General features: G+C 62.2%; 16 protein-coding genes and 1 riboswitch. Of the genes, 6 read left to right on the top strand and 10 right to left on the bottom strand.

The features are described 5' to 3' along the window. Positions 1 to 44 precede the first annotated feature (44 nt). Together B060_RS0108170 and B060_RS0108165 are read right to left on the bottom strand one after the other, a co-directional pair. Positions 45 to 1598, bottom strand: a complete 1554-nt coding sequence (locus B060_RS0108170; RefSeq protein ID WP_018081284.1) for a HAMP domain-containing sensor histidine kinase — start codon at positions 1596 to 1598, stop codon at positions 45 to 47. A 7-nt stretch (positions 1599 to 1605) separates the two neighbouring features. After that, the gene (locus B060_RS0108165) at positions 1606 to 2361 is read right to left on the bottom strand and encodes a response regulator (protein ID WP_018081283.1); all 756 of its coding nucleotides are present in this window, start codon (positions 2359 to 2361) and stop codon (positions 1606 to 1608) included. Positions 2362 to 2570: 209 nt separating this feature from the next. Between B060_RS0108165 and B060_RS0108160 the strand changes: the two genes are divergently transcribed. Further along, positions 2571 to 3026: an EF-hand domain-containing protein gene (locus B060_RS0108160; protein ID WP_018081282.1), complete on the top strand. Its 456-nt coding sequence runs from the start codon at positions 2571 to 2573 to the stop codon at positions 3024 to 3026. 175 nt (positions 3027 to 3201) lie between these two features. After that, positions 3202 to 3666: an EF-hand domain-containing protein gene (locus tag B060_RS24070; protein WP_018081281.1), complete on the top strand. Its 465-nt coding sequence runs from the start codon at positions 3202 to 3204 to the stop codon at positions 3664 to 3666. A 306-nt stretch (positions 3667 to 3972) separates the two neighbouring features. On the opposite strand, the gene tkt is transcribed toward B060_RS24070, so the two are convergent. After that, positions 3973 to 5967 (bottom strand): transketolase, encoded by a 1995-nt coding sequence (tkt, locus tag B060_RS0108150; protein WP_018081280.1) that lies wholly within the window; start codon positions 5965 to 5967, stop codon positions 3973 to 3975. A 185-nt stretch (positions 5968 to 6152) separates the two neighbouring features. Here tkt and B060_RS0108145 point away from each other — a divergent pair, with 185 nt between their 5' ends. Then, entirely contained in the window at positions 6153 to 6449 is a 297-nt protein-coding gene (locus tag B060_RS0108145) for a hypothetical protein (RefSeq protein WP_018081279.1), read from the top strand. Next, on the top strand, positions 6449 to 6775 hold the full coding sequence (locus B060_RS0108140) for a cell division protein ZapA (protein ID WP_018081278.1): 327 nt from the start codon (positions 6449 to 6451) through the stop codon (positions 6773 to 6775). Before B060_RS0108145 ends, B060_RS0108140 begins: the two co-directional genes overlap by 1 nt. A gap of 34 nt (positions 6776 to 6809) precedes the next feature. On the opposite strand, the gene B060_RS0108135 is transcribed toward B060_RS0108140, so the two are convergent. From B060_RS0108135 to B060_RS0108115, 5 genes are all read right to left on the bottom strand, one after another. After that, positions 6810 to 7586: a GDSL-type esterase/lipase family protein gene (locus B060_RS0108135; RefSeq protein WP_018081277.1), complete on the bottom strand. Its 777-nt coding sequence runs from the start codon at positions 7584 to 7586 to the stop codon at positions 6810 to 6812. Next, complete coding sequence (locus B060_RS0108130; protein ID WP_018081276.1) at positions 7586 to 8014, bottom strand: GNAT family N-acetyltransferase; 429 nt, start codon at positions 8012 to 8014, stop codon at positions 7586 to 7588. Before B060_RS0108130 ends, B060_RS0108135 begins: the two co-directional genes overlap by 1 nt. After that, positions 8014 to 10347, bottom strand: coding sequence for a glycoside hydrolase family 3 C-terminal domain-containing protein (locus B060_RS0108125; RefSeq protein ID WP_018081275.1), 2334 nt, complete (start codon positions 10345 to 10347; stop codon positions 8014 to 8016). The genes B060_RS0108130 and B060_RS0108125 overlap by 1 nt, the downstream gene beginning before the upstream one ends. Positions 10348 to 10503: 156 nt before the next feature. Beyond that, on the bottom strand, positions 10504 to 11082 hold the full coding sequence (locus B060_RS0108120; RefSeq protein ID WP_018081274.1) for a carbohydrate binding domain-containing protein: 579 nt from the start codon (positions 11080 to 11082) through the stop codon (positions 10504 to 10506). A 65-nt stretch (positions 11083 to 11147) separates the two neighbouring features. After that, entirely contained in the window at positions 11148 to 11450 is a 303-nt protein-coding gene (locus tag B060_RS0108115; protein ID WP_018081273.1) for a 4Fe-4S dicluster domain-containing protein, read from the bottom strand. Between the two features lie 135 nt (positions 11451 to 11585). Here B060_RS0108115 and B060_RS0108110 point away from each other — a divergent pair, with 135 nt between their 5' ends. Next, the gene (locus tag B060_RS0108110; protein WP_018081272.1) at positions 11586 to 12761 is read left to right on the top strand and encodes a hypothetical protein; all 1176 of its coding nucleotides are present in this window, start codon (positions 11586 to 11588) and stop codon (positions 12759 to 12761) included. Positions 12762 to 12803: 42 nt separating this feature from the next. Here B060_RS0108110 and B060_RS0108105 read toward each other — a convergent pair whose 3' ends face one another. Continuing rightward, positions 12804 to 13826, bottom strand: a complete 1023-nt coding sequence (locus B060_RS0108105) for a sodium:calcium antiporter (protein WP_018081271.1) — start codon at positions 13824 to 13826, stop codon at positions 12804 to 12806. Between the two features lie 81 nt (positions 13827 to 13907). Next, a riboswitch (yybP-ykoY riboswitch) is annotated at positions 13908 to 14029 on the bottom strand. A 63-nt stretch (positions 14030 to 14092) separates the two neighbouring features. Then, positions 14093 to 14959 (bottom strand): 50S ribosomal protein L11 methyltransferase, encoded by an 867-nt coding sequence (locus B060_RS0108100; protein ID WP_018081270.1) that lies wholly within the window; start codon positions 14957 to 14959, stop codon positions 14093 to 14095. Between the two features lie 122 nt (positions 14960 to 15081). Here B060_RS0108100 and B060_RS24065 point away from each other — a divergent pair, with 122 nt between their 5' ends. Continuing rightward, the gene (locus B060_RS24065; RefSeq protein WP_018081269.1) at positions 15082 to 15873 is read left to right on the top strand and encodes a hypothetical protein; all 792 of its coding nucleotides are present in this window, start codon (positions 15082 to 15084) and stop codon (positions 15871 to 15873) included. The last annotated feature ends 37 nt before the right edge of the window (positions 15874 to 15910 follow it).

The following is a 15910-nucleotide window of genomic DNA, read 5'->3' as shown; positions in this document are numbered from 1 at the left end:
AAAACCTCTGTCGGATGGTCGAAAACGCAACGAGATCGCAGTGCCTATTTCAGGCTGAGCGTCGGCATGACCAGCAGCAGTTCGAGGCCAATCACCTGCTGGCCGGCGTAGCGGTTGGCCGCTGTCAGGCTACCGCCTTGCGCTTCGGTCAGGGCGCGCGCCACCGAAAGGCCAAGACCGGTGCCGCCGGTATCGCGGTTGCGCGACGATTCCAGCCGGTAGAAGGGTTCGAACACTGTCTCTAAGGCTTCCAGCGGCAGGCCGGGGCCGTCATCGACGATGCGCAGTTCGGCCTTGTGAGCGCGTGACGACAGTTCGATACGGCAGCCGCCTGCGTAGCGGGCGGCGTTTTCAACCAGGTTGGTGATGATGCGTTTCAGCGCCACGCCGTCGCCCTTGACCATGATGTTGTCTTCGATCAGGGCTGGCTCCATCGTGCAGACGGCGCACAGGTCCTCAGACAGGCTCTCAACCAGTGACGACAGGTCTAGCGGTCGCAGGGTCTCGTTCATCTTGTGCGCGCTGGTGAAGCTCATGGCCGAGCGGATCAGACCGTCCATGTGGGCGATGTCGCCGCTCAATTTTTCGCGCAAGGGGCCGGGCAGGTCTTCGATGCGCAGCCGCATGCGCGCCAGCGGGGTTTTCAGGTCGTGGGCGATGGCAGCCATCAGGGCTGTGCGGCTCTCGACCTGCTTGCGGATACGCGTCTGCATCTCATTGAGCACATCGGCGGCGGCGCGCACCTCGCGCGGCCCGACCGAGAGCACCGGCGGGGCGTTGTCTTCCACGCTGAGCTTGGCGGCGGCTTCGGAGAAGGCGATGATCGGGCGTGACAGGCGCTGCGACAGCCACCAGGCCAGTGGCAGGATGAGCAGGGCAGTCAGGCCAAAACCGAGCAGAAGGCGCGCCTGCCAAGGTTCGATCAGCGCCTTGGGCGGCGTGATGACGCGCCAGGTGCCGTCCTTCAGCTTCCAGGCGGCGTTGAAGGCGGGGTAGAAGGTGTCGGTGCGCTCGGCGCCAAAGGAGGCCAGGGGCGCGGCGCCGGAAGACGCGGCATGCCTGTTCTGGGGTATCTCTCCCGGCGGCGGCAGGTCGCCGAACGGGCCGCCATCGCGCTGATTGTAAGGGCGCGGGCCATCATTATCCGGGGGGACGCCGAACTTGCCATCCCCCATCATGTGGACGGCATTATAATCACGCATCGGCCCGTTAAACCGTTTGCGTGGTGGGAAGCGGACGGTGATGGTATCGGCCGGCACATTCAGTTCGCCGGCAAGGCGCTGGGCGATGGTGGTCTGGAAACTTAACAGACGCTGGCCGTGCGTTTCTTCGACGGTGATGAAATCGGGCGCGGCCGTCAGGGTCTGGGCCTTCAGCCGGTGGCCGTTCTGTAGCCGGGCCTCGCCGGTGCGCAGGGCGGTGACCACCTCGCTCAGTGAATAGCCGGACGGCGGCGGTTCGGGCGCCTTCAGCACCACCAGCGCCGGTATGACGATGGCCAGAATGAGCACGGCGAGGCTTAAGCCCATCACCTGCCAGAAGATCGGCAGGGAGATGAGGCGCGGACGGCCAGCTTGCGGTTTAAGCTTTTCGGACAATCAGGGCCTACTTCAGCGGCTTGAACATATAGCCGATGCCGCGGATGGTACGGATGATGTCTTCGCTGGTGTCGTCGCTCAGTTTGCGGCGCAGACGCGAGATCTGCACATCGATGGCGCGGTCGAAGCTGTCGGTATTGGGGCCGTGCAGGTAATCGAGGATCTGGTCACGCGACAGCGCGCGACCGGGACGATCGAGGAAAACGCGCAGCAGTTCGAACTCGGCGTTGGAGAGCGCCACCTGAACGCCATCCGGGCGGACGAGGGTACGCTTGATGTTGTCGAGCTGCCAGTTGAAGAAGTGCGAGAACGGCGACTTTTCGCCGCGCGAACCGCTGCTTTCACGGCGGCGCAGCACGGCGCGGACGCGGGCCAGCAGTTCGCGCGGATGGAAGGGCTTGGCCATGTAGTCATCAGCGCCGAGCTCTAAGCCGACGATGCGGTCGATTTCCTCGCCACGCGCCGACAGCATGATGACCGGCGGTCCGCCCTGCTCATTGATGCGCTTGCAGATGCTGAGGCCGTCTTCGCCCGGCATCATGTAATCGAGCACGACGAGCGCGATATCGCCGCGCGCCATCGCCATTTCCATGTCGCGGCCATTGGCGGCGGTGTGAATCTCAAAGCCGTTCTGCCCGAGGAAGTTGCTGATCAGTTCGCGCAGGTCCTGGTCGTCATCGACCACGAGGATGCGTAAGGGCGCGGCGAGTTGCGGTTCGCTTGTTTGGGACGAAGGCGCGGAAGACGGGAGAGCTGAGGACATGGAACACTCTGACGAAAAGGGCCGTGTGTGGTGTGTCCTGAGTGACGCACGCTTACGGCTTTCCAATGTCATCACTGTAATATTAAATCTTAGTTTCGCCCAATTGTCCGCTGGCATGACATCGCCGGGCAATATGGCACGCGCATCATGATGACCTGTGAGACCCGTCATTGTCGATCGGGTCTTCAGCTTCACATGAGGAAAACAGCATGTTTAAATCTGCTTCTAGGATCGGTCTCGGTCTTGCCGCCGCCCTGTGCGCGCTGCCGGCCCTGGCCGAGGGGTCCGATGGCAAGGCGCCCGCAGGGGCTGAACGCGAAGGGCCGAAGCGCCCGCTGTTCAGCGATATCGATACCAATTCGGACGGCGTGATCAGTCAGGCCGAATTCGACGCCTTTAAGGCTAAAAGGTCGGAAGGTCACGGTCACGGCCACTGGGGCGGCCACAGGGGCCGGCACCACATGGGGCCGCCCGATCTGAAGACGCTCGATACCGATGGCGACGGCAAGGTCAGCTTTGCCGAATTTTCCGCACGCTCCAAGGCGCTGTTTGGTAGGCTTGATACGGATCATGACGGTTCGCTAAGCGCGGCAGAGCTGAAGGCACGGCCGCCGCGCGGCCGTGAAGGCGAGGATGGTCCGCCGCCACCGCCACCGGAAAAGTAATTCAGATCAGCGCGTTACGTTGAGATGAGATGCCGTGGATGGCATAACCTGGCCGGGGCGAAAGCTCCGGTCTTTTTTTATGCAAAAAGCGGCGACGGAAAGTTTCGCAGCCATCGTTTGACTGGATAACGGCACAAATGGGGACTGTTCTTTCAAACCTTAAGGAACGCAATCCATGTCACGCAAACTGACGATTGTTTCTCTGCTGGTGCTCGGCGCCGCCCTCGCTGGCGGTGCCTTAGCCCAGACCTCTGCCCCTGCGACTCCGCAGGGCCATGGCCAACGCTTCGACGCCATGGACACCAACCACGATGGCGCGATCGACAAGACCGAAGCCAAAGGACGCCTTGCCAAGGCCTTCGACGAGATCGACTCGAACAAGGACGGCAAGCTGACGAAGGACGAGATCAAGGCCGGCTGGCAGGCGCGTCGCGCTGCCAAGCAGGCCGATCGTCTCGCCCGCCTCGATACCGATAAGGACGGCAAGCTGTCCTGGGCCGAAGCCGAAGCCGCCGCTAAGGCGCGTTTCGACAAGGCTGACATCAACAAGGACGGTGTCCTTGATGCGGCGGAAATGGCGAAGGGCCACAAGGGCTGGCGTCATCACCGCAAGGATACGGCGCCCCTGCAAGGGCGCTGAGGGTTTCTGTCATGACCGTATCTCCCCGGAGCGGACATGACAGATCGGAGCTGTGACGGCCGCCGCCGTCACAGCTCTTTTTGCAAAAGAGGTTTACGCGCACTGTGCTCAAGAAGCGAAGCGTTAGCACGCTTCTAAGGCGTGCGCGGCGGGCGCTATGCCGGTGATCCGGTCGCCCTTGCCAAAAAGCGATTAGTCATCGCATTTTGGAATTATGTTTGAGCGCAATATTTCAGGCCAATATTCAGGCATGAAAAATCCCCGCCCGAAATCGGACGGGGATTTAATTTTTTGTCGTGTCTTGCCTTAAAGTGCGGCCTTGGCCTTGGCGACGACGGCCTCGGCGGTGATGTCGAACTCCTTATAGAGGCGATCGGCAGGGGCCGAAGCGCCGAAGCTCGACATGCCGACGAACACGCCGTTCTCACCGATGAAGCGTTCCCAGCCGAACTTGGCGGCGGCTTCGACCGCCACACGCACCGGCGCGGCGCCGATGACCGAGGCCTTGTAGGCGTCCGGTTGGGCCTCGAACAGATCCCACGACGGTGTCGAGACGACGCGGGTCGGGATGCCGTCGGCTTCCAGTTGCTTTTGCGCGGCGATGGCGATGGAGACCTCGGTGCCGGACGAGAAGATCGTCACCTTGGCGTCAGCCGAGGCTGCGCTCAGCTCGTAAGCGCCCTTGGCCGACAGGTCGCCGCCGGTGTTGCGCACGGCCGGCACCTTCTGGCGCGACAGGACCAGCATCGACGGACCCTTGGCCGTGATGGCGGCCTTCCAGCATTCGGCGGCCTCGATCATATCGGCCGGACGGAAGACGTGCAGGCCGGGCATGGAGCGGTAGGACGCCAGATGCTCGACCGGCTGGTGCGTCGGGCCGTCTTCGCCGACGCCGATCGAATCGTGCGTCATGACGTGAACGACCTTGGCGCCCATCAGCGCGCCCAAGCGGATGGCAGGACGGCTGTAATCGGAGAAGACGAAGAAGGTGCCGGCATAGGGCAGGACGCCGCCGTGCAGGGCCATGCCGTTCATCGCCGCGGCCATGCCGAATTCGCGCACGCCGTAATGGACGTAGCGACCGGCGTAGTTGTCGATATCAAAAGCCGTCATGCCCTTGACCAGCGTATTGACCGAGCCGGTGAGGTCGGCCGAGCCGCCGATCATGGACTCGAGGGTCGGGGTCAGGGCCGCCAGCGCCTTGCCGGAGCAGGAGCGGGTGGCGTCGGCCGGCTGGGTGGCGATGGCGTCGGCAATGTGGGCATCGAGCGCCTTGAAGGCGTCGGCCGGCAACTCGCCTGACATGGCGTTGCTGAGTTCAGCGAACTTGGCGTTCGACTTCGCCTTGGCTTCCCAGTCCTTGCGCACCTTGGTGCCCTTGCGGCCGGCGGCCAGCCAGGCCTTCTTCACGTTGTCGGGCAGGGTGAAGGGCTCGTGCAGCCAGTCCATATGACGGCGGGCGGCGGCGATTTCATCGTCCATCAGATTGTAGCCGTGGCCGTGCTTGTCGCCTTCCTTGTCACCGGCGCGACGCGACACGGCGGTCTTGCAGGCGATCATGACCGGCTTCTTGCGCTCCAGCGCCCAGCGCATGGCGGCGGCGATCTTCTTGTGGTCGTGGCCGTCGACGGCCTTGACCGCCCAGCCGGCGGCCTTGAAGCGGGCGAGTTGGTCGCCAGTTTCGGCCACGGTGGCGTAACCGTCGATGGTGACGTTGTTGTCGTCGAACAGCACGATCAGGTTGTTGAGCTTGAGGCGGCCGGCCAGCGAGATCGCTTCGTGCGAGACGCCTTCCATCAGGCAGCCGTCACCGGCGATGACCCAGGTCTTGTGGTTGACGAGATCGTCACCGAAGCGGGCATTGAGGTGGCGTTCGGCCATAGCCATGCCGACCGCGGTGGCCAGGCCCTGACCGAGCGGGCCGGTGGTGCATTCGACGCCGGCGGTGTGGCCGTATTCCGGGTGACCGGCGGTGGTGGAGCCCCACTGGCGGAAGCTCTTGATGTCTTCCATCGACACCGACTTGTAGCCGGTCAGGTGGAGCAGCGAATAGATCAGCATCGAGCCGTGGCCGGCGGAGAGCACGAAACGGTCGCGGTCGGCCCAATCGGGGCGCGACGGATCGTACTTGAGGAACTTGGTCCACAAGACGGTGGCGACATCGGCCATACCCATCGGCATGCCCTGGTGACCCGACTTGGCGCGGTGGACGGCTTCCATCGAAAGCACACGGATCGCATCGGCCATCAGGACGCCGGACGGCTTGGCGCCGGGGATTTTGTCAAGAACGCTTGTGGACATGGGTGAGTCTCTATTAATGTATTAACGTGGCATGGGATTTTGCTGAAAAGCTTGACTGCGCCTTTAGCCGATGTTGCCGGCTAAGTGTAGAAATTAATGCGTATGCGGTGCGATTCTTGCCCCATTTATAGGTCAAATCTATGACGGGCGGGGTAAATCGGACCAGAAACGTAAGGAGATCGGTCATGGAACATACGCCCAATCATCCCGGTGGCAGCCTGAATCTGGCGGTGGATCGGCTTGATCGCGCCCTTGAAGCGCTGGAAGCCCGCGTGCGCGCCCTGCAATCGGGCGAGCCCCTGCCGGCGTTCAATGGCGGTGAAGCGACCGGCGTCAATGACGAATACGACCGTGTGCTGGCCGAACTGGAAGAGGCGCGTATCTCCAATGCCGAACTGGCGGCGGCGGCCACCGAAGCGCATGCGGCGCTGGGGGCGGCGGCGGCCAATATCCGCCAGATGCTGAACAGCGAGGCGGCGTAATGGGTGAGGTCACGGTAAGGGTCAACCAGAAGCCCTATACGGTCGGCTGCGCCGATGGTCAGGAAGGCCGCGTGCAGGAACTGGCGCGCAAGTTCGACGAGCATGTCGAGATGGTGGTGTCGGATGTCGGCGCCATCGGCGAGGTGCGTTTGTTCCTGATGGCGGCGCTTTTGATGATCGACGAAATGCAGGATCTGCGCGCGCAACTGGATGAGGCCAACTCGGTCAATGCCCGCATGAACGCCGGCGCGCATGAGATGGAACGCAAGGCGGCCTTTGCCATTGCCGATGCCGCCGCGCGCCTTGAAAGACTTATGGAGGCTTAAGGCATATACCTCCCCGGCAAGCGGGGAGGTATAATTATTTCAACGCCTTCCCGATGGCGGCGTCGGCCAGTGGTGCCATGACGGCGTAGGCCGCGTTGTTCGGATGGATGCCGTCGGAGGTGTATTCCGCTTTCAGCAGGCCCTTGTCATCACGTAAGCTTGGTCCGTAATCGATCAGGCCATAGCCGTGATCGGCGCAGAAGCCCGACAGCCACGCATTGAGCCAGGCGACGCGCTCCTGTCTGCGTTCCTCCAGCATGGTGGCGGCGTTGAGCGTATAGTTATTGACCGGCATCAGCAGGGTGAAGATCGGCTGGATGCCGTTGGCCTCGGCGATCTCGGCCATGGCGCGGTAATTGGCGGCGATCTGCGCCTCCGTCTCGACCTGCAAGGCGCCGTGGATATCGTTGATGCCGGCCAGGATCACCACGGCCTTCGGTTTCAGCGCTACCACATCGGCGTGGAAGCGCACCAGCATCTGCGGACTGACCTGTCCGCCGATGCCTCGATTGACGTAAGGCCTACCGGGAAAGAACCTCGCCAGATTCCAGCGGTCGGTGATCGAATCGCCGATAAAAACCACGCGTTTTTCAGAAAGCGCCGGTGGTGGCAGGGCCGCGTTTTGCGACGCGTAGATATATTGTTCGCCAAAATCCTCACCCATCTTGGCGACGATGCCGGCGCGATAGGGCCCAAGCCACGGCCCCCAGTCTTTATCGACCGCCGACTGGCGCGGTGGCGAACTCTGGTAGTCTTCCGCCAGAGCGGCCGGCGCGAAAAAGAGGGCCAAAATCACGATCAGGTAGCGCATCAGGTCGCCTTGTACATATCCGGAAAATACCGCTCCATCAGGGTTTCCGGCATCAGCGGGGCGTGGAAACCGAACTTGACATAGAGCGCATGTTTGTCGCGCGTCGCCAGCGTGAAACGGCGCAGGCCCTGCAGGTCCGGATGCGCGAACACCGCTTCCAGCAGGCGCGTGGCGTAGCCGTTACCGCGATACTCCGGTACCACGAAGACATCGACCAGATTGGCGAAGGTGGCGTAATCGGTGATGACGCGGGCAAAGGCGATCTGCTCGCCTTCGAGATGGCCGGCAAAGCAAAGGGCATTCCGCATCGCCCTGTCGAACAGGTCGCGCGGAATGCCCTCACTCCATTCTGATTGCTCATTGAGGAAACGATAGACCGCGTCGAAATCAATCCGCGCCTTGTCCGTCATGACCTCGAATTTGAGCACTATTCGCCTTTGACGTTCAGCGTTTGCGCGTCGAGACGCACGGTCACGGTCTGGACAATCTCGGTCGCCGAGGTCGCCAGCATCACCTTGTAATCGCCGGCGGCAACCGTCCAGGTCTTGCTGGCGGAGTCGTAGGTCGCCAGCAGGCGCGGATCGACCGTGACCGAAACCGACTGGCTTTGGCCGGGCGCGACCTCGACCTTCTTGAAGGCGCCCAGACGCTTGGGCGCTTCCCAGCCGTTACCGGACACATAGATCTGCGCCACGTCCTTGCCACTGACAGCGCCGGTGTTCTTCACCGAGAAGCTGGCTTTCAGGCCCTTGCCTTCGGGGGCTGCGGTCAGACCCGACAGGGCGAAGGTGGTGTAGGAGAGGCCGTGACCGAAGGCGAAGAGCGGCTTATAGCCCTTCTTGTCGAACCACTTGTACCCGATGGCGGCGCCTTCGATGTTGTAATTGCCCATCGGATGCGAATCCTGATCGAGCTTGGGATCGCCTTCCAGAACCGGGCGCGGCGTCTGGTCGAGCGAGGCCGGGAAGGTGGCCGGCAGGTGACCGGACGGATTGACTTCGCCGGTCAGGACGCGGGCGATGGCCTCGCCGCCGGACGTGCCGGGATACCAGGCCTCGACCACGGCGCCGACCTTGGCCAGCCACGGCATGACCACCGGGCCGCCGGTTTGCAGCACCACGACGGTCTTCTTGTTGGCCTTGGCGACGGCCGCGATCAGGGCGTCCTGATTGTTGGGCAGGTTGAGATCGGGGGCGTCGATCGATTCACCCGTCCATTGCTCACCAAAGACGATGACGACATCGGCCTTCTTCGCGGCGGCGGCGGCGGCTTTGACGTCCTTGCCATCGAGATAGCTGACGGTGGCGGCGGTACGGGCCTGAAGGCCCTTCATCGGTGACGACGGATACCAGACCTTCGGACCGGGGAAACCCTTGCCAAATTCATCGGGCACGGCCGAGCCGCCGATCGGATAGACCTGCGAAGAACCGCCGCCCGACAGGACGCCGACATCGGCATGGGCACCGACGATGAGGATCGATCTGGCCGTCTTGCTGAGCGGCAACAGGCCTAGCGTGTTTTTCAGCAGGACGATCGCTTCCTCGGCGTCGGTCTGGCTGATCTTGCCGTTCTTGACGAAGTCGATCGTGCTCGACTGGTCGCCCTTCACCGGCTTGTCGAACAGGCCGACCTCGAACATCGCCCACAGGATGCGCTTCGCCATATCATTGGCGCGCGCTTCGGAGACGTAGCCGTTATTGACGGCTTCGCGCAGCGCGCCTTCGAAATAGTTGGAGCGGTCGAAGGCCCAGCCCGATTGCTGGTCAAGACCGTGATTGGCGGCGGGGATGGTCGAGTGGGTGGCGCCCCAGTCCGACATGACATAGCCCTTGAAGCCCCAGTCGGTCTTCAGAACCTGATTGAGCAGCCAGTCGTTTTCGCAGGCATAGAAGCCATTGACGCGGTTATAGGCGCACATCACCGAACCGGGCTGGCCGATTTCATTGGCGATTTGGAAGGCGAGCAGGTCGGATTCGCGCGCCGACTTGTCCTCGATCTGGTGATCCATGGTGAAGCGGTTGGTTTCCTGACCGTTGAAGGCGAAATGCTTCATGGTCGAGATGACGTTCTGCGACTGGATGCCCTTGATTTCGTTGCCGGTGATGACGCCGGACAGCAGCGGGTCTTCGCCGCCATATTCGAAGTTGCGGCCGTTGCGGGCTTCGCGCAGCAGGTTCATGCCGCCGGCGAGCTGGACGTTAAAGCCCGAGAGAAAGGACTCGTTGCCGATCATGGCGCCGCCGGCGAAGGCCGTTTCAGGGCTCCAGGTGGCGGCGGTGGCGATGCCGGACGGCAGGGCGGTGCGGCCACGCGGAAACTCAGCCGTTACGCTTTCCTTAGGCACGGTCTGGGTGGCGACGCCGACGCCGGCGTCGCTCTGCCACTGGTTCGGGATACCGAGGCGCGGGATGCCGGGCACGAAACCGGCCGAGAAGGGCCGGCCGTCCTTCGGATAGACGTAATTCTTGAGGGGGGTGATCTGCCACTTGTTGTCGGTCGAGAAGTAACCGAAGGTCAGTTGCAGCTTTTCGGCCAGCGTCATTTCCTTGAGGATCAGGTCGGCGCGGGCTTCGGCGCTGAGCTTGGTGTTCATCCAGGGCTGGTCGGCCGGCACGTCGGTCTTGGCCGCCGCGGCGCCGGGGGCGTTGTTCGTCAGTTGGGCGTTCGCGGCAACAGGGGCAAGCGCTGCGAGCGCGATAAGCGCACCGGCAAGCGCCGTGGTGGTCGCCAGTTTTTCGAGCAGAGGGCGTGAGGCTGTCATAGGTGTATCTCCCGAGTGTTTACATTGCACATGGGCACCTTTTTTGGCGCCGCTGGTTATTGCGATCGAAATCGTACTGGCGCGGCTGTTATAGCCGAAAAGTGCCTTGCCCCAAGCGAAAAATCACTTTGAGATGCGAAGCTAAGCTATGCCGCATCAGGGAATATTATGGGGCAGGTACTTCGGATTGTAGCCCGGGCCATAGTTCAGCAGGAAGACGGGGCCCAGCGCCACAGTCTGGGCACCGTTCGCCAGTTGCACGCTGGCGCCGAGCGTGCCGGCGGCGTAGTCCTGATCGGCGGGGCCGCTGACGTAATAGAGTTTCCAGTCCGCTGTGATCGTCAGGTTTTCCGCGCCAATCCGGGTGTAGGGCGCGCTGGTTTGCTGCACGACGGCGGGGACGTTGACGGTTTGGGGTGTGACAGCGCGCGCCCAGAAGGCCAGCAGGATGACATCGCCCTTCTTGACCGCTTTCGAGGTGGTGACGCCGGCCTGGATATCCCATGGATTGAGCGCGGCGCCGGCCGAGGTGACCTGGAAGGCCGCGCCGCCATTGACGCCGCTGTCCTTGACCAGTTCGTGCTTTTCGCTGGTACCGTAGATGCTCCACTGATCCGCAGCCGGATGATTGATCGCCTTGCCGATGACGTCGATAGTGGCCAGAGCTGCGGCATGAGCGGCGGGTGCGAGCAGGCTGAAGGATGCGATCAGGACAGCCGTAATGTAGCGTTTCATGGTGCGTCTCCCGTTTTTATTTTAGCGCTACCACTGACCAATGGGCAGGCTCGCGTCAAGCGTGATTATCGTCTGACGAGCGTGATCGCTTTTTCCGGGCAGGCCGAGACGCACAGGCCGCAGGCGCGGCAGGCATCGGCATTGACCGCGAAGGCCTGTTTCCAGCCATGCACGAAGCCCTTGATCTTCGCCAGCCTGCCAAGGCCAGTGCGGCTTTCCGGCGGCAGGATATCCAGTTCAAACACGTCATACGGGCAGATAACGACGCAATCGGCCTTGCCTTCGCAGCGGCCGCGGTCGATTTCCGGTGCGAATATACCCGGTTCCTGCTTGCAGGCCGAAGTGGTTTTTTGCGAAGCGTTAGCCATTTTACGAAGGGTCTTTATAGAAAATTTATGTGCCTTTAACGCTTTGCATTTAAGGTTAAGAGCACCCACCCACCCGCACAGCGCTACCGGCAGAAGCCACAGCTATCGGGTTATTTGGACAGAAAGTCTATTTTTATGAACGCGCGGGCTGCATCCCACAGCAAAACCAACAATCAGAGTGCACGTGAAGTCCGCAATTTGGTCAATCTTGGCGAAACGGCCTCGACCAGCCGCGTCCTGAACTTGTCGCAGATTTTTACCGTCAGCGGCCGCACCGACGGCTATCGCGCCCAGCCCTTCTTCAAGCATTCTCAGCTTAACAAGGCGCTGGTGATCAAGCATACCCTGCGCGCCGGCGAGCGTGGACTGTTCGCCGGCCCGCGCCGCACCGCCACCAAGTTGATCCTGCCGTTTGATCCCGCCGACCTGCGCCTGGGCGGCCGGTCGATCTTCGTCAATCAAAGCGGCTACCTGTCGTTCGTGAAGTCCTTCTTCAACAGCCCCGACATGGCCACCAACACCGATCTGCAACTGTTGCAGCACATCGATAATATCCCCTCGCTCGATCCCTTTCTGGTGCGCGAACATCTGGCGCGTTTCGGCTTCCGCCCTGATCCGTGCTACCTGAAAATCTCGCCGCACGATCTGAAGGAAATGGTCGGCTTTGCCAACGAAGAGATCGAGCGCCTGGTCATGACGGCCTTTGGCGCCGGCATGGAGGCCGCGGCCATGCGCCTGACCTCCAAGATTCTCGCCAACAATCTCGACAGCGATCTCGAACCGCTCAAGCAGACCTTCCGCATGAGCGACGAGGACTTCAACGAAGGCATGTTCTCGTGGCGCGGCTTCCTCTATTTCAAATGGCGGCAGGTCCAGCTTCAGGAGGAGATCCGTCAGGTAGTCGAGGGGCTGAAAAGCTATCGCACCATCGGTCCGGCCGACGCCGGCACGCGCGAGTATCTTGAGGAGGCTCGTCCGCGGCTCGCCAAAAAGATCATGATGGCCATTGTCGCCACGCGCAAAACCCTGCGCATCTATGACGACGCCTATCAGGCCCTGACGCAAGGCTCCGACCCGGTGCCCTTCCGCAAGTTCCTGCTGAACGGCCCGTCGATGTTCTTCGATCTGGGCGAGTGCATCGGAATCCTCAGCCATATCGGTTCATTCTGGACCTACCGCATGGGCGCCAAAATGGCGCATGCCCGTGTGACGCCGGCGGAATTCGCCGATATCCTCGTCGATTTCGAGGAAAGCCTGCTCAGTGTTGAGGTGGCGACGCCGCAAAACAATGCGGGCGCCACCTTGCTTTAGTTTAGCCTTAGAGCATCGATCTAATTGGATCAGAGCGATGCTCTAAGGCAGGCCCAGCGTCTTGCCGAACAGCAGGTAGCCGGCGAACAGGCCATAGAGCAAAGCGATGGCGGCCAGGGCGCGGCTATCAACCTTGCCCTTGCGGAACATCACCCACAGCACAACGATGGTCAGGCCGGTGACGAGCCCCGACACCAGCAGAGGCCCATCGAAGCGCCACGGCGTGAAGAAGATGCCGAGCGCGCTGGGGATGGTGGCCTGGATCATCATGGCGCCGGAAATATTGGCCAGGGCCAGCCGTTCCTTGCCCTGACGCACCCAGATGATAGCGTTCATGATTTCCGGCAGTTCGGTGGCGACCGGGCTGAGCAGAAGGGCGGCCAGATGGGGCGCCATGCCCATGGCCTCACCGATAGCCTCCACCTGACCGACGAAGATATGCGAGGCAAAGGCGATGACGCCGAGCGCCAGCGTGGCCTGCAGGCTGGCCCACATCAGGCTCGGATTGCCGGGGCGGATTTTCAGCGGCTCCAGGTCTTCCTCTTCCTCGCTGGTTTCGGCGGTGGTGATTTCGCGCCAGACATAGAGGGCGTAGGCGGCAAGGAACAGCACGCCCAGCCAGGGCTTGAAGGTGAAGGCCACGAGGCCCAGCGTCACCTTGACGACGAAGATGGCGAGGAAGCTCAACTGGTCGCGGCCAAGGCGCCGGGCGTCGATCGCCACCTCGTGCGAGATGCGGGCGGCCGCGGCCTGGCTGCGTTTGCGCCGGTTGAGCCACAGCGCCAGCCCGACCACGCCATAGGCGAGGGTGGCCAGCACCAGCGGTCCGCCCATGGCGGCGCCGACGCCGATATCCTTCTGCGCAGCGGTTTTACCGAAGACGACGGCGGTGAAGGTGACGGCGCTTTCCGGCAGGGCGGTGCCGAAGGCGGCCAGCACGGAACCTACGGCGGTGGCGCCGAGGTTCATGCGTTTGCCGAACCATTCGATACTGTTGACGAAAAATTCGCACGCCAGATAGATGGCGATGGCCGAGCCAAGGAAGAGGGCGAGGGTCAGGAGCATAAAGTCACGGTGAGCCGGGCAAGCAGGACAAAAAACCAATGGCAATGGTACGGCTTGCCCGGCAAAGGCAATTCGCAACATAGCCAAAGGTCTCGCCTGACGAAGTTTGCAACTTCGGTGATCACACCATGGAGCGGCGCTCCAATTATGTTGACGTGATCCCTTCGCGAAGGCGAAGGCGGCTACTCCCCAATGACAACACGCGCCTTATGGCGGATTTCCCGCCATTTGGAAAGCGGTTTTTGTGCGGGTGCAGCAAGCCGCCGTCAGACCTTCTGCATCACCAGGGTGCACCAGGCGTCGCGGTGGATATGGCGGATAAAGCGGAAGCCCTTGCTGAGATAGGCGGCCTTGACGAAACGCTCCTGCGTGCGCAGCAGGCCCGACAGGATGACGAGGCCGCCCGGCTTGAGCGCGCCACGGATCGGCATGGACAGGCTGACGAGGGGGCGCGCCAGAATGTTGGCGAAGACCAGATCATACGGCGCGTCCTGACGGACAAGGCGGTGATCGAGGCCATTGGCGTAAACGAAGCGGGCGTTACACTTGTTGAGGGCGGAATTTTCGTTGGAAATGCGCACGCTGTTGGCGTCGATATCGGTGCCGACCGCGGTTTTCGTGCCGGTTTTGGCGGCGGCGATGGCCAGCACGCCGGTGCCGGCGCCGACATCGAGCACGCGCTTGAAGCCGCGCTTTTTCAGCAGATCGCTGTAGGCCTGCAGGCAGCCGACCGTGGTGCCGTGGTGGCCGGTGCCGAAGGCGGCGCCGGCTTCGATGCGCAGATTGACCGTGTTATGAGGTTTTTTGCCGCCGTCATGGATGCCGTAGACGAAAAAGCGACCGGCGCGCACCGGCGGCAGGCCCGACAGCGCCATGGCCAGCCAGTCGGCGTCGGCCAGTTGCTCGGCGATGACGACGAGTTGCGGGAAATTGGCCAGAACCTCTTGAAGACGCGTGCTTTCTTCTTCAGTCGTCGGGAAGGCATCGATGCGCCAGACGTCGCGGTCTTCGTCTTCTTCGAGAATAGAATAGGTCGCGCCTTCGAGCAGAAGATCGCCATCGATGGCATCGGCAGCCGATTCTGAGATTAAGCGCGGGCCACGGGCTATGATTTGCTGCGGGTTATAGGTCATATTACTCTGCGATAAGAAATGATTCGGCTTGATTTGATTTGATCGGCCGATTCGGGTAACTTCATTTTCAAGGCCGACATCCGGGGATGTCGCTACTTGATCGGGGCATTTAAGGACAGACGATGGCGAGAGCTACCACAAAATCAACGACGGGCGAAAATAAAGAGATCGCGGCAGACGCCGGAGTGAAGAAAACCCTGGCGCGCAAGGCACCGGCCCAGGCTTCTGGGGCCGCCGCTGAAAAGGCTGTCTCTGCCGCAAAGCCGGCCGCCAAGAAGGTGGCTACGGCTGTGAAAGCCGCCCCTGCCAAGGCCGCTGCCGCGACGAAAACCGCCGCCACCAAGACAGCGGCTGCCGTGAAGGCCGCGCCGAAGAAGGCCGCCGCCGCCACCAAGTCGCTGGTCGCCGATGTGAAGAAGCCGGTCGTTGCTCAGGCCAAGAAGGTCGAGAAAAAGGCTGAAGACGCCGTCAAGACCGTGAAAAAGGCCGCCGCTGCCGCCACGACGAAGGCCACCAAGGCCGTTGCCGCCGCGCCGGCCGCCGCCGCCAAGAAGCCCGCCGCCAGCAAGGCCGTCACCGAAGCCAAGGCCAAGGTCGCCAAGGCGGTCGAGACCGTGAAGGCTGCTGCCGATGAGGCCAAGGCTGACGTCGCCGAAAAGGTGGCCGATATCAAGGCCGCCGCCGAGCCGGTGATCAAGGAAGCCGCCGCCAAGGCCGAGGCCGCCGTGGACGCCGCCCGTGACAAGATCGACGACGCCGTGAAGGCTGCCAAGCCGGCCATCGACGATCTTGCGAGGAAGGCCGACGACGTCGCTGCCGATGTGACCGAAAAGGCCAGCGACTTTATTGCCAGCACCGCGAAAGCCGCCAAGAAGAAGCCCGGTTTCTGGGCCCGTCTCTTCGGCGCCAAGTAAGGTTCGCAGGGGCACGACCCTGCACCCATAAGTTTGA

The sequence above is a fragment of the Asticcacaulis benevestitus DSM 16100 = ATCC BAA-896 genome, assembly GCF_000376105.1.
GTDB lineage: Bacteria > Pseudomonadota > Alphaproteobacteria > Caulobacterales > Caulobacteraceae > Asticcacaulis > Asticcacaulis benevestitus.
Note: the sequence above shows the minus strand (reverse complement) of the source record. Positions and strands in the feature narration are given on the sequence as shown.

What these genes read in the sequence shown, in the direction of transcription:
- B060_RS0108125 (WP_018081275.1), bottom strand. Translation starts at nt 10,347, where the DNA reads ATGACAGCCTCACGCCCTCTGCTCGAAAAACTGGCGACCACCACGGCG.
- tkt (WP_018081280.1), bottom strand. Translation starts at nt 5,967, where the DNA reads ATGTCCACAAGCGTTCTTGACAAAATCCCCGGCGCCAAGCCGTCCGGC.
- B060_RS0108110 (WP_018081272.1), top strand. Translation starts at nt 11,586, where the DNA reads ATGAACGCGCGGGCTGCATCCCACAGCAAAACCAACAATCAGAGTGCA.
- B060_RS0108140 (WP_018081278.1), top strand. Translation starts at nt 6,449, where the DNA reads ATGGGTGAGGTCACGGTAAGGGTCAACCAGAAGCCCTATACGGTCGGC.
- B060_RS0108145 (WP_018081279.1), top strand. Translation starts at nt 6,153, where the DNA reads ATGGAACATACGCCCAATCATCCCGGTGGCAGCCTGAATCTGGCGGTG.
- B060_RS0108160 (WP_018081282.1), top strand. Translation starts at nt 2,571, where the DNA reads ATGTTTAAATCTGCTTCTAGGATCGGTCTCGGTCTTGCCGCCGCCCTG.
- B060_RS0108100 (WP_018081270.1), bottom strand. Translation starts at nt 14,959, where the DNA reads ATGACCTATAACCCGCAGCAAATCATAGCCCGTGGCCCGCGCTTAATC.
- B060_RS0108115 (WP_018081273.1), bottom strand. Translation starts at nt 11,450, where the DNA reads ATGGCTAACGCTTCGCAAAAAACCACTTCGGCCTGCAAGCAGGAACCG.
- B060_RS24065 (WP_018081269.1), top strand. Translation starts at nt 15,082, where the DNA reads ATGGCGAGAGCTACCACAAAATCAACGACGGGCGAAAATAAAGAGATC.
- B060_RS0108105 (WP_018081271.1), bottom strand. Translation starts at nt 13,826, where the DNA reads ATGCTCCTGACCCTCGCCCTCTTCCTTGGCTCGGCCATCGCCATCTAT.
- B060_RS0108120 (WP_018081274.1), bottom strand. Translation starts at nt 11,082, where the DNA reads ATGAAACGCTACATTACGGCTGTCCTGATCGCATCCTTCAGCCTGCTC.
- B060_RS0108165 (WP_018081283.1), bottom strand. Translation starts at nt 2,361, where the DNA reads ATGTCCTCAGCTCTCCCGTCTTCCGCGCCTTCGTCCCAAACAAGCGAA.
- B060_RS0108135 (WP_018081277.1), bottom strand. Translation starts at nt 7,586, where the DNA reads ATGCGCTACCTGATCGTGATTTTGGCCCTCTTTTTCGCGCCGGCCGCT.
- B060_RS24070 (WP_018081281.1), top strand. Translation starts at nt 3,202, where the DNA reads ATGTCACGCAAACTGACGATTGTTTCTCTGCTGGTGCTCGGCGCCGCC.